Here is a 22,483-nt window from a genome sequence, read left to right on the forward strand (position 1 = left end):
TAGTTATGTTTTCCCGGTTTCTGAGCGTATTCCGGTTCACCTGGCAGAAATGGATTTTTTGTTGCGTTCAGAAATAGAAAAGCTGCGCAATTTTCCCGATGCAATAAAAAAACTGCCGTTTGTGCACAACTCAGCACAAACGGCAGTTTTTTGCTCTATTCATTTCAGGGAATGGTATCACTGTAATCGGAAAAAACAGCGGCAAAATTTTTCTGCGGCACAGAGAGATTTACAAGACGGCCCGTTTCCGGGTCTGCTGTGAGAGTAAACGCACAGCCGTCAAACTCGCCTGTAAAGGTGTTGTTCTCCCCTGCCGTTAACACGTCGGACCGGCTGGCATAATCCAGCGTCTCCTGCAGGATCACTGCAAAATTGGCCTGCGGCAAGGGGCATACATCGCTTTGCGCCTCCAGCCCGGCATAGGTGGTGCTGAAGCTGTCCCCGCTCCAGTAATACCCCATCCCCGCAAGGTCCTCCGGCTGCAAAACAGAAAACCGGATGATACCCGGCGCGGTGCGCTCCACCGTACAGACGGCCTGCGTCTCCCCTGCCGTGATCTCGGCCTTGCAGGAAAACAAAAACACCAGCTCCGACGCCTCAAGAGAAGGCGTTACGGCAGAACAGGAGACAATCCAGCAGCATTGTAGCATCGCAAGCAGACATAGCGCCGCTTTGCGCATGGGCATCCCTCCGGAGAGCGTTTACCGCTCAATTTCTAAAAACAGCTCCGGAAGCTTTTCGATCATATCCGTCGGCAGCATGGCACATTTCGAAAGCTGCTGTGCGCAGCGGTCGCCCGCCAGGCCGTGCAGATATACGGCGCCCGCCGCCGCGGTCAGCGGATTAACCCCCTGCGTGACAAACGACGCGATCATACCCGCCAGGACGTCGCCGCTGCCGGCCTTTGCCATGCCGGGATTCCCGGTGATGTTGAGGAACGCTTTCCCCTCCGGTGAAACGGCGATCGTGCCCGCGCCTTTGAGCACCATGGTCACGTTGTGCTCCGCCGCAAACTTCCGCGCATACTCCAACCGATGCGCCTGCACATCCGAAACTGTCGTTTTCAACAGGCGCGCCATCTCCCCCGGATGCGGCGTCATAATGACCGGCCCCTTGGCTGTTTTCAATACATCTATATGTTCCGCCACAATATTTATGCCATCGGCGTCGATGACCAACGGGCACTTCGCCGTGGCAATCAGCTTAGTGACCATCGCCGTGGTTCCGGCGGATTTTCCCATGCCGCAGCCGATCAGGCACGCGGTGGAACGCGACAGGAACGCAAACAGATTGCGTTCGCTCTCTCCAGACAGCATGCCGTTTGGCAGGTTGTTAAGCAGGGTATAGGTCGGCTCCGTCACATTCTGGGCCACGATCGGATAAATCAAAGAGGGCAGCGCCACGTTGACTAAACCCGCGCCGCACCGGACCGCCGCTTTGGCGCTCAGCACCGCCGCGCCCGCCATGCCCACACTGCCGCAGACGCAGAGCAGCCTGCCATAGCTGCCTTTGTTGCTTTCCGGCTTCCTGGGCTTGATCATCGCGCGCGCCACGTTCTGCTCCGTCACCTCCAGCGTGGTTGGCTGGCGGTTAATCAGCGCGGACGTAATCCCGACCGGCACCACAGCTACCTGTCCGCAATATGTCTTGCCCGGCTGCAGCAGATGTGCGTTCTTCAGTGTTGTAAAGGACACCGTATAATTGGCGCGGATGCATTTTCCCTGGATGCCTCCCGTATCGCAAAGGACACCGCTGGGAATATCCAGAGAAATCACCATGGCAGAACAGCTCTTTACCACAATGAACAGCGGGTGCAAATACTCCGGTATGGAACCGTGGAACCCAATGCCATAGATTGCATCCACGATGAAATCGGCAGAGGAGAGCATCGGCGCGATCATTTCCGGAGTTTCCAGGTAATCCACGGTCTTGACCCCCGTGTCCGCCAGCTTCTCATACATCTCCCGCGCGATGTCCGTTCCCGGTTGTCCTTCCACCAGAACGACAATCACCTTCGCGCCGAGCTCCGCCAGGTGCCGCGCGGCAACAAATCCATCCCCGCCGTTGTTGCCCTTGCCGCAGAGCACTACAACGCGCTTTTGATCGACCGGAAAGCGTTTTTTAATAAACCGTGCGGCGGCGGCGCCTGCGTTTTCCATCAGCTGTAAATAACTGATCCCCGATTTGACGGCGCTCTTCTCCAGACTGCGTGTTTGCTCTGCGTTCAATACCTTCATTTATGTACCTCTCCTTTATCTCCGGATCCTTCCGCAGGTGGGGCTTTCTCCCCGATTACGACTGCCGCCGCATACGCCTTTGTATGCGTCACACTCACTGTAAAAGTCAATCCCCGTTCCTGCGCAATTCGCCCGGCTGCACCACTCAGCCGCAGCAAAGGCTCTCCCAATTTGCCCCTCAGTAATTCCACTTCACAAAGTGCAAACCCACGCACTCCCGTGCCAAGCGCTTTGGCAAACGCCTCTTTCGCACAAAAGGAGGCCGCCGCACTCTGCGCGGAAAATCCGCGCTCCCGCAAAAAAGCCAGTTCAGCCGGGCCGAAGACCTTTTCACAGAAGCGCGGATTTTGTATTGATTTTTTTATTCGTTCTACCTCAATCAGATCAATTCCCGTCACCAGCATGCCATACCTGCTTTACAGCGTTTTCTACCGGAATCCCCGCGAATTCAGCCGGATTCCGACATAACGCAGTTTTGTTTTCATATGATAGCTTATTGTACCACATTTCGACAGCATTGACAATTCTTGGAACAGCCATTTTTATAAAAAGAGACTTCCTTATTTTTCCACTTCCCAGATTTCCTTCGCATACTCGTGGATGGTTCGGTCGCTGGAAAACTTGCCCGCGTTTGCGGTATTGAGCAGACATTTCTGTGTGAAATGGAACCGGTCGCGGTACTCTGCGTTTGCACGCAGCTTTGCCTCGCAATACGGGATAAAATCGAGCAGCAGGTAGTAATTGTCCGGCTTGTGCCAGCTGGCGCCTTTCAGAATGGAATCGTAAAGGTCCTGGAACATGCCCGTTCCGCCGTCGTCAAACGTACCGTCGATCAGGCAGTCCATGACCCTGCGGATGCGCGCGTCTTCTTTGTACAACGCCTTCGGATCGTACTTGTCCGCCAGCTTTTCCAGGTCCTCCACGCGCGCGCCGAAAATATAGTTGTTCTCCTCCCCGGCCTGTTCTACAATCTCCACATTCGCGCCGTCATAGGTGCCAAGCGTCACAGCGCCGTTCAGCATAAACTTCATGTTGCCGGTTCCGGAAGCCTCCGTGCCTGCTGTGGAAATCTGCTCGGAAATATCGGCCGCGGGGACCAGTTTTTCCGCATAGGAAACATTGTAATTGGAGACAAACACCACCTGCAGCCGGTCCTTCGTCTCCGGATCGTTGTTGACCCGTTTGGCGATTTCGTTGATGAACTTGATGACGCCCTTGGCTCGGAAGTACCCCGGAGCCGCCTTGGCTCCAAAGAGAAACACCATGGGATAAAAATCCTTGATGCGCCCGTCCTTCAGGCCAAAATAAAGATCCAGAATGGAAAACGCATTTAACAGCTGGCGCTTGTACTCGTGCAGACGCTTTGCCTGAATGTCAAAGATAAAGTCCGGACTGATCCGCACCCCGTCGTGCTTCTGTACATAATCCGCCAACTGCTGCTTCTTCAGGTATTTAATCTCCGCAAACTGGCGGATTGCGGTCGCGTCGTCCTTGTACGCCTCCAGCCCCTTCAGCTTATCCAGATCGGTAATCCAGCCGTTCCCGATTTTGCCCGTGATATACCCGGACAGCTCCTGGTTGGCCAAGGCAAGCCAGCGGCGCTGCGTGATGCCGTTGGTCTTGTTGTTAAAGCGCTCCGGATACAGCGTATACCATTCGTGCAGCGCAACATTTTTAATAATTTCCGTGTGGATTTTTGCGACGCCGTTGGTGGAATGCGTACCAAAAATCGCAAGGCGCGCCATGTGAATCTGCCCGTCGTCCAAAATCCGATACGGCTTCTGCGCTTCCCCCGTCACGCCCATCGCCGTCAGTTCCTTTTGCAGCGTTTTATCGATCAGCACAACATAGCGGTAAACCTGCGGAAGCACGGAGCGGAACAACCGGACACTCCATTTTTCCAGCGCCTCCGCCATAATGGTGTGGTTGGTGTAGGCAAAGGTCCGGCGGGCAATTTTCAGCGCGCGCGCAAAAGTCAGATGCTCGTTCATCACCAGCAGACGCACCAGCTCCGCAATGGACACGACCGGATGGGTGTCGTTCAACTGAATTGCATAGGCCTCCGGGAACGCGGAGAAATCGTCCCCATGCACCGCTTTATAGCGGCGGATCAAATCCTGCAGGGACGCGCTGGAGAAAAAGTACTGCTGTTTCAGGCGCAACCGCTTGCCCTTATCTGTATCGTCATTGGGATAAAGCACGCTGGAGATCGCTTCCGCCTCGTTGCGCTCTTTCACCGCAAGGTCGTATTTCTGCGCATTAAACAGGTCAAAGTCAAAACCGTTGACCGGCTCCGCCTGCCACAACCGCAGGGTATTGACCGTCTCCCCGCCGTATCCGATCACCGGCGTGTCGTAAGGTACGGCATATACAGACTGATTTTTGAATGTAACCAGGACTTTTTCCTCTTCCTTCCGGATGGACCAGGGATCGCCGAAGCGCTGCCAGTCGTCCGCCGTCTCCTTTTGAAAGCCGTCGGCAAAATACTGCTTGAACAGTCCGTATTTATACCGGATGCCGTAGCCGTCCAGCGGAATCTGATGTGTAGCCGCGGAATCCAGGAAGCAGGCGGCCAATCGGCCCAGCCCGCCGTTTCCCAACGCCGCGTCCTCAATTTCCTCAAATATGGAAAGCTCAATATTATGTTCGTTAAACAGCTCTGCGAGCGGTTCCAGCAAGCCAAGATTCAAAAGATTGTTGTAAATCAACCGGCCAATGAGAAATTCCGCAGAAAAATAGCAAGCGCGCTTCTGCCCGGCAGGTTTGTTCCACTCCGGTATCACCGCTTTCATGGTCGCTTTGGAAACGGCGTTATATAATTCAACCGTACTGGCGTCCTGAATGTCCTTTCCGTATTCCAGCTCCAGCGCCTCACAGATATCATTTTTAAATGTATTCATTCTACACGCTCCTTCTTCTCATCGCCCGTAAAGCTCCGTCAACTCTTTCAGCCACGACGCCAGCTCGTCTTTCAGCTGCTCCCGACGCAGGCGCCAGCGCCAGTTTCCGCCCAATGTAGATGGAAAATTCATGCGCGCGCTGTTTGGCAGGAACAGCAGATCCTGCATCTGGAACAGCACCGTATTTGCCACGCTCGCATATCCCGCTATAACAACGGCTTTGGGGATATCGTTTCTCCTGCGCACCTGCAGATATTTCATGGCATACCGCGCATCCGCGGGTTTCATATTGTTGTAGCGTCCCGCCAACGTTTCATTGTCGTGCGTCCCGCCGTACACAACCATATTCTGCGTGTAGTTGTGCGGAAGGTGCTCGTTCCGCGCGTCGGAGTCAAAGCCGAATTGAATGATCTTCATGCTTGGGTAACCCGCCTGTTTCAGCACCTTGCGCACCTGCGGCACCACGACGCCCAGGTCCTCCGCAATCACTTTGGATTGCCCGACCGCGGAGTCGATTGCCTTGACCAGCTTTGCTCCGGGCCCTTCCCGCCACTCCCCCGTCGCGGCGGTCTCTGAACCGTAGGGAATCGCATAGTACCGCACCACACCGATGAAATGATCGACTCGGATGACGTCGTACAGCTTCGCAGAGTGCGCCATTCGCTCCTTCCACCATGTGAAATCTGTTTGCTCCATTGCATCCCAGTCATACAAAGGATTTCCCCAGAGCTGGCCCGTTGTGGAAAACGCATCCGGAGGCACCCCCGCCACGCTGACCGGACGGCGCAGTTCATCCAATTGGAACAGGCCGCCGTGAACCCACACATCCGCGCTGTCCAGCGCCACATAAATCGGAATGTCCCCGATGATCTGCACGCCTTTCTCATTTGCATAGGCTTTGACCCGGTTCCACTGCTCAAAGAATTTATACTGGCAGAAGCTCCAGAACGCGCGCTCCTCCGCCAGTTCCGCTTCCCAGTGCGCTATGGCCTCCGGCTGGCGCAGCCGGAGTTCTTCCGGCCAGCACAGCCACTCCTGGTTGTCAAATCGCTCTTTCAGAGCCATAAACAGGCTGTAGTCCCCCAGCCAGTTTTTCTGTTCTTCACAAAACCGGCGGTACGCTTCCGTCCCCTGGTGCCGGCTGCGACGAAACGCCTGCCGCAAAAGGGGGAACCGGAACCGGAACAGCCGTTCATAGTCCACGTCGTCCGGGGCGGTTCCCCAGCTGTAACCGCTGACTTCCCGCTTTTCGAGCAGGCCTTCCTCTACCAACGTATCCAGATCGATAAAATACGGGTTCCCGGCAAAGGCGGAGAAGGACTGGTAGGGGCTGTCTCCAAAGCTGGTGGGACCAACCGGCAGCACCTGCCAATAGGTTTGCCCGGCTGCTGTTAAAAAATCGACGAAAGCAAAGACGTCCCTTCCCAGCGTGCCAATGCCATACGGAGACGGCAAACTGCTGACTGGAAGCAGAATCCCTGCTCCACGCGGCAATTGTTTGTTTATTTTTGGCATAATCTCACCCTTATCACGAAAATATACGAAACTATTTACCGCGCTCCATAATACCAAATCCTGCCGCCAATGTCAACTCAGCGCTGTTCCGTTTGAAAAGGGACTACCATTTTATAATAAAAATGTATTTATCCTCTCAATATCCTATTGAATCCCTGTACTATTCCCGCTATACTGATAAACGCAGTTTAACAGACAGGAGGCCGCCTATGGCAACGATTAAGGACATCGCAACCCGGCTCGGCATTGCGGCAAGCACCGTTTCGAAAGGCCTGAACGGCGCCAGCGACGTCAGTGAGGAAACCCGGCAGCTTGTGCTGGACACCGCCGTAGAAATGGGCTATGCGTCTAAGCGTGTACGGCGCACCGGCAAGCGCAAGGTTTGCATCCTGATTGAAAATATGGAATACAATCATATCGACCAATTTGGCTATGAGATTATTGTGGGGTTTAAAATGGCTGCAGCACGCAGACACTGTGAGGTCACTGTGATTCCCACCAATTTGAATATGCAGGCAAAGGAAAAATATGATTCCTTTATGCTCAAGCACGGTTTTTGCGGCGCTTTCCTTTTGGGATTCGCCCTACACGACGATTATATCAGTCAGGTGGAACACACAGCCGTCCCCACGGTACTGCTGGATAATACACTGCAAAACCGGTATGTGGGCTATGTGGGCACGGACGGCTTTGAGGGAATCGAAGCTCTGATCGCACTGTTGGCAAAACAAGGGCACAGCCGCATCGCCCTGCTCAACGGCTCCAAAAACAGTATGGTCACAGAGGAACGCCAGGCCGCCTTCGTTCAGTCCATGGAGCGGCACGGGCTCCCTGTCGATTGGAGCCTGATCGAAAACGGCTGGTTTGTCGCAGACTGTGCAAAACATCATGTGGCAAAATTCCTGGAGCGGGGCGCGACCGCCATTGTGTGTGCAAGCGATCTGATCGCCTCCGGCGTGGTCGCGGAGCTCAAACGGCTGGGGAAACGGATTCCAGAGGACGTCAGCGTCACCGGTTTCGACGATCTTCCCATTGCACAGCATCTGACGCCCACCCTGACCACCGTGCGGCAGGACCGCGTTTCTCTGGGAAAAAGCGCTTTCATGCTCCTGGAAGAATTGATCGGCGGAGTCAGCATCGGCAAGCTGCTGCTGCGTCCGGAGCTGATCGTCCGGGAATCCGTCGGCCCCTGTCCGCAATCCGTCGAAAAAAGCTTGTAATTTCTGCAAAAAGATGGTATATTAAAAAATAACGCGAGGAAAAAGGAAAGTAGCTTTTTACCTGTCAGACAGAGAGGGCGCGTCACCGGCTGTAAGCGCGCCTGTGAACCGGAAAAAGTGAAGTTCCCTTTGGAGCGGCATGGCTGAATGATTCTATATCTAGTAGGCTGTGACGGTAGGCGCCGATATCGGCCAAAAAGCTGTATGTCGTGTTTATGCGGCATAAATCAGGGTGGTACCGCGGAGTGCTGACACGCCTTCGTCCCTTACTTTTTAAGAGGGACAAAGGCGTTTTTTATTTGCAGAAATTTGTCCCTGTGACCCACAATATGGAAAGGAATGATCAAACCATGAAGCAGAAGCTGGAAGAAATCCGCGCAAATGCCATGCGCGAGCTGGCGGAAGCAACCGGACCGCAGTCTCTGGAGACCCTGCGTGTGAAGTATCTTGGAAAGAAGGGCGAAGTGACCGCCATTCTCAAGCAGATGGGCAAGCTGACGCCCGAGGAGCGCCCGGTCATCGGCGAGCTGGCCAATAAGGTCCGCACCTTTATTGAAGCGGATCTGACCAAACGCGCCGCCGAACTGAAAGCAGAAGCAACCAAAAAGCGCTTGGAACTGGAGCGCCTCGACGTGACCCTGCCGGGTACGCACCGCGAACTGGGCGTCCCGCATCCTCTGTCCATTGTATTGGATGAAATTAAGGAAATCTTCGTAGGCATGGGGTTCGACATCGTGGAGGGCCCCGAGGTCGAATACGATTACTACAACTTTGAAGCGCTGAATATCCCCAAGGATCATCCGGCGCGCGACACACAGGATACCTTCTATATCAACGATAACATCGTCCTGCGCACACAGACCTCCCCTGTGCAGATCCGCGTGATGGAAAAGCAGCAGCCCCCCATCCGCGTGATTTCCCCGGGCCGCGTCTACCGTTCCGACGCGGTGGACGCCACGCATTCCCCGCTGTTCCACCAGATCGAGGGCCTTGTGGTCGACAAGGGCGTTACTTTTGCCGACCTGAAGGGTACGCTGGAAACCTTTGTCAAGCGCCTGTACGGTGAGGATTCCGTCGTGCGCTTCCGTCCGCACCACTTCCCCTTCACGGAGCCGAGCGCCGAGGTCGACGTGCAGTGCTTTAACTGCCACGGCGAGGGCTGCCGCCTCTGCAAGGGCGAGGGCTGGATTGAGATTCTCGGCTGCGGCATGGTGCATCCGAAGGTGCTCTCCAACTGCGGCATCGATCCGGAGGTCTACAGCGGCTTTGCGCTGGGCATGGGCCTGGAGCGCGTCGTAATGCGCCGCTACAACATTGACGACCTGCGCCTGTTCTATGAGAACGACGTGCGGTTCCTCAAGCAGTTCTAATCCGAAGAATAACTTTGACATAGAAAGTGTGGTAAAAAGCAATGAATCTTTCGATGAGATGGCTGAAGGAATTCGTGACGCTGGACGAAATGCCGATGCGGGATTTCACGGAAGCGATGACGATGAGCGGCTCCAAGGTGGAAGGCTGGGAAACCGAGGGCAGCGAGATTGAAAACATTGTGGTCGGCAAAGTGCTCAGCCTGGAAAAGCATCCGGATTCCGACCATTTGTGGATTTGCCAGATCGACGTGGGCGCGGATGCGCCGATCCAGATCGTAACCGGCGCACAGAACCTGAAAGAAAACGACGTTGTCCCGGCCGCGCTGCACAACTCCATTCTGCCGGGCGGCAAGAAGATCAAAAAGGGCAAGCTGCGCGGGGTGGAAAGCAACGGTATGCTTTGTTCCCTGGGCGAATTGGGCCTGACACAGCACGATTTCCCCTGCGCAGTGGAAGACGGCATCTTCGTCCTGAGCGACGACTGCGACCAAACCCTCGGTGCGCCCATCTGTGAAGCGATCGGCCTGAACGATACCAAGGTGGAATTTGAAATCACCTCCAACCGTCCGGACTGCTTCTCCGTGATCGGCCTGGCGCGTGAAGCGGCGGCAACCTTTGATAAAGAGCTCCGCCTGTACACGCCGGCGGTCAAGGGCGGCAACGGCAGCTGCGAAAACCTGCTTGACGTAAAGGTGGAAGCTCCGGACCTCTGCTCCATCTACTCCGCCAAAATTGTAAAAAATGTGCGCGTGAAACCCTCTCCCCGCTGGATGCGCGAGCGCCTGCGCGCCATGGGTGTGCGCCCCATCAACAACATCGTAGACATCACCAACTATGTGATGCTGGAATACGGCCAGCCGATGCACGCGTTCGATCTCCGCTTCGTCGACGAAGCGAAAATCCGTGTGCGCCGGGCCAAAGCAGGTGAAACCATCACGACGCTGGACGGTGTGGACCGCACTTTGACTGAGAAACAGCTCGTCATCGCGGACGCAAATAAGCCGATCGCCATCGCAGGCGTCATGGGCGGCGAATACAGCGGCATCATGGACGACACCACAACGATCGTATTTGAGTCCGCCTGTTTTAACGGCGCTTCCGTTCGCACAACCGCGCGCGATCAGGGCATGCGTACCGACGCTTCCTCCCGCTATGAAAAGGGTCTGGATCCGAACAACTGTCTGCCCGCTCTGGAGCGCGCCTGCGAACTGGTCGAACTGCTCGACGCCGGCGACGTGATGGATGGCGTGGTGGTTGACAACCATTCCGGCAGCGAGCGCCGCAGGATTCATCTGGACGTCGACTGGACCAACCGTTTTCTCGACACGCACCTCACCGGTGAGGAAATGAGGGCAATCCTGAAAAAGCTGGATTGCACCTTCGACGGCGAGGATGTCCTCGTCCCCACCTTCCGTCCGGACCTGGAGCACAAGGCGGATATTGCCGAGGAAATCGTACGTTTCTACGGCTATAACAGGGTGCCCGGCACCGACCTCGGCGGCGGCGCACAAGGCAAATATACACCCCGTCAGAAATTCCTTGCCAAGCTGAGCAACACCATGTTCGCGCTCGGCGCCAGCGAGATTATGACGTACTCCTTTATCAGCCCCAAATATTACGACAAAATCTGCATGCCAGCGGACCATCCTCTGCGCAAGTCCATCACCATCAGCAACCCGCTCGGCGAGGATACCAGCATCATGCGCACCGTCGCGCTTCCCTCTATGATGGAAGTCCTGTCCCGCAACTACAACAACCGCAATGAGTCCGCCTGCCTGTTTGAACTGGCCAGCGAGTATATCCCCACCACGGAAGACCAGCTCCCTGAGGAAAAGACCACACTGATCGCCGGTATGTACGGCAACAAGGCCGATTTCTTTACTGTAAAGGGCATGGTCGAGCAGCTTCTCGCCGCTGTCTCCATGACCGATTATGACATTGCTGCTTCCAGCGAGGAATACAGCTACCATCCGGGCCGCTGCGCCGTGCTGAGCATTGACGGCAAGCGCTTGGGCGTCATCGGCGAGTTGCACCCGCAGGTTGCGGAGAACTACGGCATTGGCGAGCGTGTCTACAGCTTCTCCCTCGACGTCGATCTGCTGTTCGCCTGCGCCAAGACGGAAAAGACCTACACGCCGCTGCCGAAATTCCCGGCTGTCACACGCGACCTGGCACTGCTCTGCGCCGATCAAATTCCGGTTCTCGACCTGGAAAAGGCCATTGTCAAGGGAGCCGGAAACCTGCTGGAAAAAATCAGGCTCTTTGACGTATACAAGGGTGCGCAGATCGAGGACGGTAAAAAAAGCGTCGCGTTCAGTATTACGCTGCGTTCCAATGACAATACTCTAACCGAAGAGCATACCACCACCGTGATGAAAAAGGTGATGGCGGAGCTGGAAAAGATCGGCGCGAATCTGCGCTCCTGAGGATAACGTCCTTTTTTACAGCCTTTCCCATGCTGTTTACAAATTAAACCTTGAAATTGTGCGTTGTATGTTGTATCATATATTATAAATATCATTATGTTTTCGGTGCACGTTGCATAAATCCTGACTTTATGCGGCGATATAAAAAGTATGATACATTGGAGGTGTTTCCATGTTTGATGATAAGACAATGACCTTCTCTCTGGGGCAAAACCGTGAGGACGATATCAAGCAGATCCTGACAATCGTGTATGACGCCCTGAAGGAAAAAGGATATAATCCGATCAGCCAGTTGGTCGGCTATATTTTGTCCGAAGATCCAACATACATTACCACACATAACAACGCGCGCAGCCTGATCCGCAGAATCGACCGTGACGAACTGCTTCAGGTTCTGCTGAAATCCTATTTGGGCGATTAAGCCACTGGACGAATGATATGAAATGAAATTCATGCATAGAAGGATGGTATCGATATGAGCGAAAAGAAGGAAACGCAGCAGTTCCCCATGTATAAAGGCAAGCCCTTGGTCCGTTGCGGCGACGTCATTTACTATGGCAGCATGAAAGATAAATACGTGATCAAAATGGAGATCAAAAGCAAAAAGACCGTGCAGGATATGGAGGTTGCAGACAAGGTGACCGTACAGCTGATGTACACCGACCCCAATATCCGTTCCCGCAAGCAGATTGTAAAATCCAGCGAAAAGGAAGGCCTGTATCTGGCGATGGATATCGCCGACGCCTGGCTGACCAGAGCGTTGGCCGAATAAAAATGTACAAAAAGCCGGCGTTCTGAATAGACGCCGGCTTTTGTATGTAAAGAAAGAACGGTTGCGTCGTAAAAACACAACCGCATACTGCACAAAGTAAAAACAGCGTTTGTGACTGGTTGTCTTAACCGTTCACAAACGCTGTTTTTCTTTAATCTTCTGCTTTCAAATCTTTCGTTTCGTCTTTTATCTTTTTCACCGCAACGGCTTCCACCGTCTTGACGGTTTCTTCCTTCGGCTTTTCCCGGAACGGAAGAATGTATTTCTTGACCAGCAGGCCTTCATATTTCAGCTTGAACTGCACGCGTCCATAAAACTTGTGCTGGCAACTCCGGCAGATAAATTCCGCGCGGTAGCTCTTGTTTTTTAATTGCCATTCACTCAGACGGTGCGCCCGCCTGCCGCAGAGGTCGCAGTTAAATATCATATCGCTCCGTTTAATCAACGGATTGGACAGGTCGCAGATCACAACGGTTTTAAATTGGATGCGGCGGTAGAATTCGTCGTCCACCGGCTGAATAAACGGCGTCAGGCTCTCCGGCGTATACAGCTTTTGAAAGCACCGCAGGGAAAGCAGGCTGTCTCCCAGTGCGCGGTGGTGATCAAAGCCGTCTTCGTTGATCTCCAACAGCTGCGCGGAGGTCGAAAGTCCCATCTGTTTGGTCTTGTCGTAATGCAGCATGGTTTCACAATACGCCTGCAGGTTTACATACTGCTGTAAAAACGGTACGCGCTCGTTCCCGCAGAAATACCGGCAGTTCTCAATCAGCGCAAGGATATCGGACGTTCCCCAGGTCATCAGGATGGACTGATCCGCCCACTTTTTGAACCGGCTGATGACCTGCATGTACTGCAGGCCTCCCGCCAGTTCTTCATTCGTGATGCTGGTCAGCGTCCGGATTTTCCCGCTGATCTTCTTCCCCACCTGCGGACGGACCAGCGCCTCAAAGGTGTCGAGAATATTTAAATTTTCGTCAACCTTTACCGCGCCAAACTCAATGATTTCATTGATAAAGCCTTTGAGCCGGCGGCTGTAGGTGCCATTCCACTCCAAGTCCAGTATTACAAAATTCATACCTCTGGCCGTACCTCCGGTGGGAATTTTTCTTATTTATTCCTGCTTGCCTGCTTCATACGCTGCTCTCTGTCCAGAATCTGTTTGCGCATACGGACGCTCTTGGGCGTCACTTCCACCAATTCGTCCTCTTTGATGAACTCCAGGGATTGCTCCAGGCTGAGGATGCTCGGCGGCACCAGCTTCAGCGCTTCATCCGAACCGGACGCGCGGGTATTGGTGACGTGTTTTTTCTTACAGACGTTGACGGTCATATCCTCGCTCTTCGGGCTCACGCCGACGATCATGCCCTCATAGACCTCCACGCCGGGTCCTACGAACATTCTGCCGCGGTCCTGCGCCTGCCACAGGCCGTATCCGGTGGTCTCGCCCGTTTCATGCGCAATCAGGGAACCCTGGGAACGGCGCTGAATTTCGCCTCTAAACGGCTCGTAAGAATCAAATACGTTATTCATAATGCCATTGCCGTTGGTATCCGTCAGGAATTCCTGACGGTAACCCATCAGTCCGCGCGCCGGGATTTTAAATTCCATATGCGTTACGCCGGTATCGCGGGTTCCCATGTTGACGATTTCCGCCTTGCGGGTTCCCAGCTTTTCCATCACCGCGCCGACATAGTTGTCCGGCACTTCAATCATCAGCAATTCAATCGGTTCGCAAAGCGTGCCGTTGATCTCTTTATAAATCACCTGCGGGCTGGAAACCTGGAATTCATAGCCCTGGCGGCGCATCTGCTCAATGAGAATGGAGAGGTGCAGCTCGCCTCTGCCGCTGACTTTGAACGCGTCCGTGGTTTCCGTCTCCTGCACGCGCATGGCCACGTTGGTCTCCACTTCTTTAAACAGACGGTCGCGGATGTTGCGGGAGGTGACAAACTTGCCCTCGCGGCCCGCAAACGGGCTGTTGTTCACCATAAAAATCATGGATACGGTCGGCTCGTCAATTTTGACAAACGGCAGCGGTTCAATGCAGTCGGGCGCGCAGGCCGTCTCGCCGATATTCAGGTCTGCCACGCCGGAAACCGCCACCAGATCGCCCAGTTTTGCCCCTTCCACTTCCACACGTTTGAGGCCTTCAAACTGATACAGCTTGACGACCTTTGCGTTTTTTGTCGTTCCATCCAGACGGCAAAGCACGATATTCTCTCCCGTGTGAATTTCGCCGCGTTCCACACGGCCAATGCCGATGCGGCCCACGTAGTCGTCGTAGTCCACATTGGAAAACAGCACCTGCGTCGGGCCGTTCATATCCCCCTGCGGCGCGGGAACCTCGCGGATAATCATGTCAAAAAGCGGCTGCATAGTTTCTCCCGGAACGCTCGGGTCCAGCGTAGCATAGCCGTCCCTGCCGGAAGCATATACCACAGGGAACTCCAGCTGGTCGTCGTTTGCACCCAGCTCGATAAAGAGGTCCAGCACTTCGTCCACCACCTCAGTGGGGCGTGCGCCGGGACGGTCGATTTTATTGACCACCACCACAGGCTTTTTGCCAAGGCCCAGCGCCTTCTTCAACACAAAGCGCGTCTGCGGCATGCAGCCTTCAAATGCATCTACCAGCAGCAGAACGCCGTCCACCATCATCAGGATGCGTTCCACCTCCCCGCCAAAATCGGCGTGGCCGGGGGTGTCCACAATGTTGATTTTCACATCGTTGTACATTACCGCCGTATTCTTGGAAAGGATGGTGATACCGCGTTCACGCTCCAGGTCGTTGGAGTCCATGACGCGTTCCGCCACTTCCTGATTGGCGCGGAAAATGCCGCTCTGCTTCAGCATCTGATCGACCAATGTGGTCTTGCCGTGGTCAACGTGGGCAATAATTGCAATATTTCTTAAATCCGTTCTTACGTCCATTCAAAAACCCTCTTTTTTAAAATTCACAAACGTTTATATTATAACATAGTGCATCCCATTCGGGTATGGATTTTGTTCTAAAATTTTGTACACGGTCGAAATCAGTCTTATGATTTTTGTCGTTTCCAGACAAAAGCCCGGTTCGGCAGCTTTTTTCCAATCTGTGATTTTTCTGTCAATACATACATTGTGCTCCGTTTCCATCCGCTCATGCCGTGTAAACAAAAAAATCGCCCACTCGTTTGAGTGGACGATTTTACTTGGAGCGAACGACGAGGCTCGAACTCGCTACCTCCACCTTGGCAAGGTGGCGCTCTACCAGATGAGCTACGTTCGCATTTCCCGCAACCGATTTCCTTGGTGCGAGAGTTATTATACGATACCTGTTTTATTTTGTCAACGGTTTTCTGCAAATTTTTTCAAGTTTTTTAAAAGCCTTTTCCAGGTTCCCTATTTGCAGGCCGTGTGCTATAATAACCTCACGCAGATTTCACCTAAGAACATGGAATGATTTCAGTTTGAATCAACAGCACCGCCGCAACCTGAACAGAAGCCTGTTTCAGGCCATCCCCTTACATGAAATCAAATTCAGTCGGTAAAAATTTTGGGAGTGAACGCATTTTGTATGCATTGAATCTGGGCGCGTGGAACGCGGTTTTTGCCGTTCCCTGCGCTGTTGTCGACCAGCATTTAAAGCTGGCAAGCCCCAATCAATTAAAGGTATTGCTTTGGGTCCTGCGAAACGCCGGACACACCTTTGAAATACAGAACATCACTGCTGCCCTGGCAATCTCTCCGGAGGAAGTCGACGACGCGCTTCTGTATTGGGAACAGGACGCCGGACTGATCCTCCGCAACGGAATTGAGTTCAAGCCAAGCCAGGAAGAGCCTTCTCCCAGCGCGGATTTACCCGCACCCGTGGAACCACAGAACCATCCCGCCGCGGTTGATCCGGCGCCTCAGCCCGCCAAAAAGCCGGCCGCCATTTTAACGCGCCCGCAAAAACCGGACAACGCCTTCGTCGCAAAGCGGATGACCGAGTCGCAGGAGATCGCTTTCCTGATGCAGGAGGCACAGAGCATTCTGGGACGCCTGCTCAGCAACGGCTGTTCTGCAACGCTGCTGATGCTGCACGATGATTTCGGCCTGCCGGCGGACGTCATTCTTATGCTGCTGCAATACGCCGCGAGCGCCGGAAAAACCAGTACGCGCTATATTGAAAAGGTCGGAATGGACTGGGCGGAGGAGGAAATTTTCACCCATGAAAAGGCCGAGGAAAAGCTGCGCCGCATCGCGGAAAACGCCAGGGCCTGGCATGTGGTGGAACAATCCCTGGGCATTACCAAGCGCTCTCCCACTGCAAAGGAAGAATCCTTTGCGGCCGCCTGGGTCAACGACTGGCATTTTTCCGCCGCGATGATCCGGCAGGCATACGAGCGCTGTGTCGACACGAAAGGCCAGCTCAGCCTGAGCTACATGAACGGTATCCTGACTCGCTGGCACGACCAGGGAATTGTGACCGTACAGCAGGCGGAAGAGGAAAAAGCGAAAAAGCTTGCCGCCCGCAAACAGGAGTCGGCGCGGAAAAGCACCTATAATATTGATGAATATGAGCGCTCCGGCGCATTTGATACTTTTGACGGGAAGTGATTGGATTGGGTTACAGCAAAGAGGTGTATCAGGCCGCCGGCGCGGCGCTGAGCGAACAAAAAAGCCGGGCGGAAGCACATGCGGAGCGGCACCGCACCGAGCTTTACAGCGCCTTTCCCCGCGCGCAGGAAATTGAAAAGGAACTCTCGGCCACCGCGATCGCCGCGGCCAAGGCCGTCCTCAAGGGCGGAAACACACGGGAACTGCTCAGCCAACTGAAGGAGCGCAACCAGAATCTACAGCGGGAACTGAACGGTATTCTGCAAAAGGCAGGGCTTCCAAAGGACTATTTGGAGCCCCACTACGCCTGTTCCCAATGCTGTGACACCGGCTATATCGACGGACGGACGTGCTCCTGCCTGAAAAAGCTGCTCCGTTCGGAGGCGTATAAGAATCTGAACACCCTGACTCCTCTCTCTCTCTCCACCTTTGAAACGTTTGATTTGCGCTATTATTCCGGCGAACCGGATTCCTCCGGCCGTTCGGAACGCGGCATGATGGCGCGTATCCTCGACATCTGCATGACCTACGCAGAGAACTTTTCTGCCGGCAGTTCCAATCTGATCATGATGGGCGGCACGGGACTGGGAAAAACGCACCTTTCTCTGGCGATTGCCAACGCCGCCATTGAAAAAGGCTTTGGCGTCGTCTACGGCTCTGTCAACAACATGATCGCCAAGCTGGAACGCGAGCATTTTGGCCGCGAACAGGATCTTTCCACTGGGCAGCTTCTGCTGGACTGCGACTTGCTGATTCTGGACGACCTCGGCACGGAATTCCGGACGGCTTTTGCCGTCTCAGAAATTTATAATATCGTCAATACGCGGCAGATGGCACAGCGCCCCACCATTATCAGCACCAACCTGACGATGAAAGAAATTGAGGAGCGGTACACGGAACGGTTTGCCTCCCGTATTTTGGGCGGCTATGTACGCCTCCCTTTTACCGGAAAAGATGTTCGCCTGCAAAAGCGCATGCGGCAAATGGAAGCAACATAAAAAACGCGGAGCAGCTTGCAAACTGCTCCGCGTTTTTTATGTCAGTATTAATCGTCGTAATTACCAAGGGTACCCAGGCTCTGCGCTTTCAGATACGCGTTGATAAAGCCGTCGATATCGCCGTCCATCACCGCATTGATGTTGCCGGACTCAAAGCCGGTACGGTGATCCTTTGCCAGTGTATACGGCATAAAAACATACGAACGAATCTGCGAGCCCCAGGCAATTTCCTTCTGTACGCCCTTGATATCTTCGATGCGTTCCAGATTTTCACGTTCCTTGATTTCAACCAGCTTAGATTTCAGCATACGCATGGCGACATCGCGGTTCTGGTACTGGCTGCGCTCCACCTGGCAGGAAACCACGATTCCCGTCGGGATATGGGTCAGACGAACCGCAGAAGAGGTTTTGTTGACTTTCTGGCCGCCCGCGCCGCTCGCGCGGTACACGTCCATCTTGATGTCCGCCGGATCGATTTCCACCTCGATGGTATCGTCGATTTCCGGCATGACCTCCAGAGAGGCAAAGGAGGTGTGGCGGCGTCCGGACGCATCGAATGGAGATACGCGCACCAGGCGGTGCACACCCGCCTCGCTCTTCAGGAAACCGTACGCGTTTTCTCCCTCAATCAGAATGCTGGCGCTTTTCAGGCCCGCTTCTTCGCCGTCCAGATAATCCAGCGTCGTCACCTTATAGCCATGGCGCTCACTCCAGCGGTTGTACATGCGGTACAGCATCTCCGCCCAATCCTGCGCCTCCGTACCGCCCGCGCCCGCGTGGAACGTCAGAATCGCATTCTTTCCATCGTATTCTCCCCGCAGCAGGGTGGAAAGCCGCTGTGTCTCCAGACTGTCCCTGATTTTTTTCAGTTCTTCTTCCACTTCCGGGAGCAGGGTTTCGTCCCCCTCCTCGTTTCCCAGTTCAATCAGCGCCAGCGTATCTCCATAGGCGGTGCAGAGGTCCTCGTATGCCGCAATTTTATTCTTCAGCATACTGGACCGCTGCAGAACCTTTTGAGAATTCTGAGCGTCGTCCCAAAAGCCCGGCATGGAAGCCTTTGTATCCAATTCAGCGATTTCATTGCGCATGCGCTCCAATCCCAAAGCCTCGGACAGATCGTCAATATCCGGCTTGAGCGCCTCCAAATCCAGCTTACGTTCTTCAAATTGCAGCATAGTACCATCCTTAAAAATTCAAATATACATTTACCCTTATACAGGCATCTAACTGATTTATTATAGGGGATTTCCCGGCAATTGTCAAAGTATGGAACAGACAAAATACAGGACAAAAATTTCCCTTTGGTTGGACATTTGGAGATTCTTTTCCATATTCCGGTAAAAAAGTGCATTTTATGAATATGGTGAAAACTTATGCGCAGAACGCTTGCAGTTTTTCTGAAAAACAGATAAAATAATATATTACAGGCTGCATATCAGCAGCATTCATCAGCCAACATGGTTTTCAAAAATTAAGGAGGACCTTAAATGGATTATATCGGTTTGAAATGCCCTGTGTGCGGCAAACCGTTTACCACAGACGATGATATCGTCGTCTGCCCGGAATGCGGCGCGCCCTATCATCGCGCCTGCTACCAGGAAGCTGGACATTGTATTTTTGAAGAAAAGCACGGCACCCCGGACGCCTGGAAACCGCAGAGCGAGAAGGAACCGGAGGAACAACCGGGTAAAAAGTGTTTCCGCTGCGGCAAGATCAATGCGGAAAACGCACTGTTCTGCGACCAGTGCGGACAGATGCTCAGTGAAAATGCCGCCGGAAATCCACCGCCCGCACCGGCAAGCTATGTGCCATACGGAAAACAGACGCGGAATGACGTTCCGCCCTATCAGAATCCGGGTATGCCCAACCAACCTTACGGAATGCCAAATCAGCCAATGCCTTTTGCAATTGACCCAACCGGCGGCGTGCGGCCGGAGGAACCGATTGAAGCGGACATAACAGCCGACGACATGGCCAAATTTGTCCAGAACAATCCACAGTATTATGTCCCGGCTTTTTTCAATTTAAAACGCTATCGCCGAAATCGGTTTAACTTTGCCGCATTTTTATTCTCCGGCGGCTGGATGCTCTACCGCAAACAGTACAAATGGGGAACCATTATCACGGTTCTGCAGGCGCTGGTCTACGTACTTTCTACATACGTTTCCTTCTGCTTTACCACGCCGCTGATCACCGACCTGATGCGTCAGATCGGCGTGGACCTCAGCACCGCCTATCCCACCATGGAGCAGTCTCTGGAATTCATGTCCCTGCTGATGCAGCAGGCGCCGTGGCAGATTTTTTTGATCTGGGTGCCCAGCATCCTGTCTTTTGTGCGCCTGGGCATTATGCTGTTTACCGGCTTTAACGGAAACCGGATGTACCTGAACCACTGCGCCAGCAAAATCCAGACCATCCGCACGGAGAATCCCGACGCGGCGGACTGTGCCGTGCGCCTGCAGCTGCAGGGCGGCGTCAATACCTCTCTGGCAATCTGTCTGCTGGTCTGTTACATGATCGTGATTTATTTGCCCCAGCTTTTGCTATACTAGTATCATTGGGCGCGACAGCGGTTTTACGCGCTTTTATCTGATTATAAGGAGGACCTCCCATGAAGGTAACAAAAGCAGTTATTCCCGCCGCCGGCCTCGGAACCAGAGTGCTGCCGGCCACCAAATCCATGCCAAAGGAAATGCTGCCGATTGTGGACAAGCCTGCGATCCAGTATATTGTCGAAGAAGCCGTTCATTCCGGCATCACGGATATTCTGATTATCACCAATCGCGGCAAGGGCCTGATCGAGGACCATTTTGACCGCGTGCCGGAGCTGGAAGCGCGCCTGACCAGCGGCGGGCCGAAAAAAGAAAAAATTCTGAAGGAAATCGTGGATATTTCCCATATGGCGAACATCTACTTTGTCCGCCAGAAGGAAACGCGCGGCCTCGGCCACGCCGTCAACTGTGCGCGCTCCTTCGTCGGCAACGAACCGTTCGCGGTCCTGTACGGCGACGATGTGATTATCGGAGAAGACCCGGCCTGCGCACAGCTGATCCGCGCCTATGAAGAATTCGGACTGGGCGTGCTGGGCGTCAAGGAAGTGACCGCGGAAGCCATCACCAAGTACAGTTCTCTCAAGGTGGACAACATCCACGACAATTATTATAAATGTACGGACATGGTGGAAAAGCCCACGCCGGATAAAATCATGTCTCTGTTTTCTATCCTGGGACGCTGCATCCTGACGCCGGACATCTTTGACATTTTGGACAGCACCGCGCCCGGTGCGGGCGGAGAAATCCAGCTGACCGACGCCATGGGAACGATGGCGCGCAGCAAAGGCATGGTCGCCGTGGACTTTACCGGTACCCGTTACGATATGGGAAACAAGCTGGGTATTATGCAGGCTTCCGTAGAAGTGGCCCTCAAGCATCCGGAAATCGGCGGCGCGTTCCGCCAATATCTGAAGGAAATCAGCAAAACCTTATAATATTTGAAAACCCGGGTATTAAAAAGTTTTTATTGACGCGAACCCGCTTCGCTGATATAATAGATTCGTTAGCCGCATCATGGCTACGATCCTTGCTCCGGAGGTTCATCTGGGGCCTAACGTCCAGAAGGAGGTGCAATACAATGCCAGAAGTAAAAAATTCCTATGAAACCGTTTTCATTCTTTCCACCAAACTGGGAGAAGACGGCATCGCGGCACTGGTTCAGAAGTTCAAGGATTTGATCGCTGCAAACGGCACGGTCGACGGCGTTGACGAGTGGGGCAAGCGCAGACTTGCTTATCTGATCAACAAAGAGGCCGAGGGTTACTATGTGCTGATCGATTTCACGAGCGTTCCTGCTTTTACCGCGGAGCTCGACCGTATTTACAAGATCACCGACGGTGTTCTTCGTTCTCTGATCATCAAGAAAGAACCCGAAAAAGCGAAGAAAGAGTGATTTAGATGCTCAATGTTGCTATATTGATGGGACGCCTTGTGGCCGATCCTGAATTGCGCCACACTGCGAACGATATTTCCGTTACCAGCTTCACGCTCGCTGTAGACCGCTCGTACGTAAAGTCCGGCGCGGACAGACAAACCGATTTTATCGACATTGTCGCCTGGCGCAGCACTGCGGATTTTGTATGCAAATACTTCCGCAAAGGCCAGCTGGTGGCCGTGCAGGGCGCGATTCAGACCCGCACGTATACGGATAACCAAGGCAACAAGCGCAAAGCTTTTGAGATCGTGGCGGACAACGTCCATTTTGCCGAATCCAAGCGCGACAGCGCCTCCGGCAGCGGCAATTACGCCAACAACTATGGCGGCGGTTACGAAAGCAATAATTATCACTCCAGAACAGAGACCGTTGCAGAACAGCCCGCACCCGCTTATACCAGCGGAAACACGGGCGACTTTGAGGAGATTCCCTCCGACGATGATCTGCCGTTCTGATTTCCCAAAAAGAATGAGAAAAGGA

Annotated in this window: 19 protein-coding genes, 1 tRNA gene and 1 other annotated feature; of the genes, 11 read left to right on the forward strand and 9 right to left on the reverse strand. The window is 53.8% G+C overall.

What is annotated here, in order from left to right; all coding sequences use genetic code 11:
- Positions 1 to 164: 164 nt before the first annotated feature.
- The 5 genes from I4V53_RS08230 to malQ all read right to left on the reverse strand — a co-directional run bounded on the left by I4V53_RS08230 (position 165) and on the right by malQ (position 6,652).
- The gene (locus tag I4V53_RS08230; RefSeq protein ID WP_195985217.1) at positions 165 to 680 is read right to left on the reverse strand and encodes a hypothetical protein; all 516 of its coding nucleotides are present in this window, start codon (positions 678 to 680) and stop codon (positions 165 to 167) included.
- Between the two features lie 21 nt (positions 681 to 701).
- Positions 702 to 2,237: an NAD(P)H-hydrate dehydratase gene (locus I4V53_RS08235; RefSeq protein ID WP_195985218.1), complete on the reverse strand. Its 1,536-nt coding sequence runs from the start codon at positions 2,235 to 2,237 to the stop codon at positions 702 to 704.
- Entirely contained in the window at positions 2,234 to 2,641 is a 408-nt protein-coding gene (gene acpS / locus I4V53_RS08240; protein WP_195985219.1) for a holo-ACP synthase, read from the reverse strand. Before acpS ends, I4V53_RS08235 begins: the two co-directional genes overlap by 4 nt.
- A gap of 156 nt (positions 2,642 to 2,797) precedes the next feature.
- On the reverse strand, positions 2,798 to 5,137 hold the full coding sequence (locus I4V53_RS08245) for a glycogen/starch/alpha-glucan phosphorylase (protein ID WP_195985220.1): 2,340 nt from the start codon (positions 5,135 to 5,137) through the stop codon (positions 2,798 to 2,800).
- An 18-nt stretch (positions 5,138 to 5,155) separates the two neighbouring features.
- Complete coding sequence (gene malQ / locus I4V53_RS08250) at positions 5,156 to 6,652, reverse strand: 4-alpha-glucanotransferase (RefSeq protein ID WP_195985221.1); 1,497 nt, start codon at positions 6,650 to 6,652, stop codon at positions 5,156 to 5,158.
- Positions 6,653 to 6,861: 209 nt separating this feature from the next.
- Between malQ and I4V53_RS08255 the strand changes: the two genes are divergently transcribed.
- From I4V53_RS08255 to I4V53_RS08275, 5 genes are all read left to right on the forward strand, one after another.
- Positions 6,862 to 7,872, forward strand: coding sequence for a LacI family DNA-binding transcriptional regulator (locus I4V53_RS08255; protein ID WP_195985222.1), 1,011 nt, complete (start codon positions 6,862 to 6,864; stop codon positions 7,870 to 7,872).
- 27 nt (positions 7,873 to 7,899) lie between these two features.
- Positions 7,900 to 8,142, forward strand: a binding site (T-box leader).
- Positions 8,143 to 8,222: 80 nt separating this feature from the next.
- The gene (gene pheS, locus I4V53_RS08260; RefSeq protein WP_195985223.1) at positions 8,223 to 9,242 is read left to right on the forward strand and encodes a phenylalanine--tRNA ligase subunit alpha; all 1,020 of its coding nucleotides are present in this window, start codon (positions 8,223 to 8,225) and stop codon (positions 9,240 to 9,242) included.
- 41 nt (positions 9,243 to 9,283) lie between these two features.
- Positions 9,284 to 11,668, forward strand: a complete 2,385-nt coding sequence (pheT, locus tag I4V53_RS08265; RefSeq protein WP_195985224.1) for a phenylalanine--tRNA ligase subunit beta — start codon at positions 9,284 to 9,286, stop codon at positions 11,666 to 11,668.
- A gap of 172 nt (positions 11,669 to 11,840) precedes the next feature.
- Positions 11,841 to 12,089 carry an IreB family regulatory phosphoprotein gene (locus I4V53_RS08270; RefSeq protein ID WP_050698343.1) on the forward strand — a complete coding sequence of 83 codons (249 nt, stop codon included), beginning with the start codon at positions 11,841 to 11,843 and terminating at the stop codon, positions 12,087 to 12,089.
- 54 nt (positions 12,090 to 12,143) lie between these two features.
- Complete coding sequence (locus I4V53_RS08275; RefSeq protein ID WP_050698344.1) at positions 12,144 to 12,440, forward strand: hypothetical protein; 297 nt, start codon at positions 12,144 to 12,146, stop codon at positions 12,438 to 12,440.
- A gap of 151 nt (positions 12,441 to 12,591) precedes the next feature.
- On the opposite strand, the gene I4V53_RS08280 is transcribed toward I4V53_RS08275, so the two are convergent.
- From I4V53_RS08280 to I4V53_RS08290, 3 genes are all read right to left on the reverse strand, one after another.
- On the reverse strand, positions 12,592 to 13,515 hold the full coding sequence (locus tag I4V53_RS08280) for a 3'-5' exonuclease (protein ID WP_195985225.1): 924 nt from the start codon (positions 13,513 to 13,515) through the stop codon (positions 12,592 to 12,594).
- A gap of 32 nt (positions 13,516 to 13,547) precedes the next feature.
- On the reverse strand, positions 13,548 to 15,368 hold the full coding sequence (gene typA, locus I4V53_RS08285; RefSeq protein WP_195985226.1) for a translational GTPase TypA: 1,821 nt from the start codon (positions 15,366 to 15,368) through the stop codon (positions 13,548 to 13,550).
- A gap of 261 nt (positions 15,369 to 15,629) precedes the next feature.
- Positions 15,630 to 15,705, reverse strand: a tRNA-Gly gene (locus I4V53_RS08290).
- A 284-nt stretch (positions 15,706 to 15,989) separates the two neighbouring features.
- Here I4V53_RS08290 and I4V53_RS08295 point away from each other — a divergent pair.
- Together I4V53_RS08295 and I4V53_RS08300 are read left to right on the forward strand one after the other, a co-directional pair.
- Complete coding sequence (locus I4V53_RS08295) at positions 15,990 to 17,018, forward strand: DnaD domain protein (protein ID WP_286167083.1); 1,029 nt, start codon at positions 15,990 to 15,992, stop codon at positions 17,016 to 17,018.
- Positions 17,015 to 18,016, forward strand: a complete 1,002-nt coding sequence (locus tag I4V53_RS08300) for an ATP-binding protein (protein WP_353616501.1) — start codon at positions 17,015 to 17,017, stop codon at positions 18,014 to 18,016. The genes I4V53_RS08295 and I4V53_RS08300 overlap by 4 nt, the downstream gene beginning before the upstream one ends.
- Positions 18,017 to 18,063: 47 nt before the next feature.
- Here the strand turns inward: I4V53_RS08300 and prfB are convergent, their stop codons facing one another.
- Positions 18,064 to 19,191 (reverse strand): peptide chain release factor 2, encoded by a 1,128-nt coding sequence (prfB, locus tag I4V53_RS08305; RefSeq protein WP_195985228.1) that lies wholly within the window; start codon positions 19,189 to 19,191, stop codon positions 18,064 to 18,066.
- 312 nt (positions 19,192 to 19,503) lie between these two features.
- Between prfB and I4V53_RS08310 the strand changes: the two genes are divergently transcribed.
- The 4 genes from I4V53_RS08310 to I4V53_RS08325 all read left to right on the forward strand — a co-directional run bounded on the left by I4V53_RS08310 (position 19,504) and on the right by I4V53_RS08325 (position 22,458).
- Positions 19,504 to 20,568 (forward strand): RING finger protein, encoded by a 1,065-nt coding sequence (locus I4V53_RS08310; protein WP_195985229.1) that lies wholly within the window; start codon positions 19,504 to 19,506, stop codon positions 20,566 to 20,568.
- Positions 20,569 to 20,627: 59 nt separating this feature from the next.
- Positions 20,628 to 21,503 (forward strand): UTP--glucose-1-phosphate uridylyltransferase GalU, encoded by an 876-nt coding sequence (gene galU / locus I4V53_RS08315; RefSeq protein WP_195985230.1) that lies wholly within the window; start codon positions 20,628 to 20,630, stop codon positions 21,501 to 21,503.
- Between the two features lie 143 nt (positions 21,504 to 21,646).
- On the forward strand, positions 21,647 to 21,961 hold the full coding sequence (rpsF, locus tag I4V53_RS08320; protein ID WP_050698352.1) for a 30S ribosomal protein S6: 315 nt from the start codon (positions 21,647 to 21,649) through the stop codon (positions 21,959 to 21,961).
- 5 nt (positions 21,962 to 21,966) lie between these two features.
- Complete coding sequence (locus I4V53_RS08325; RefSeq protein WP_195985231.1) at positions 21,967 to 22,458, forward strand: single-stranded DNA-binding protein; 492 nt, start codon at positions 21,967 to 21,969, stop codon at positions 22,456 to 22,458.
- Positions 22,459 to 22,483 lie beyond the last annotated feature (25 nt).

The organism is Clostridium sp. D33t1_170424_F3 (genome assembly GCF_015667585.1).
Lineage (GTDB): Bacteria > Bacillota > Clostridia > Oscillospirales > Acutalibacteraceae > Anaeromassilibacillus.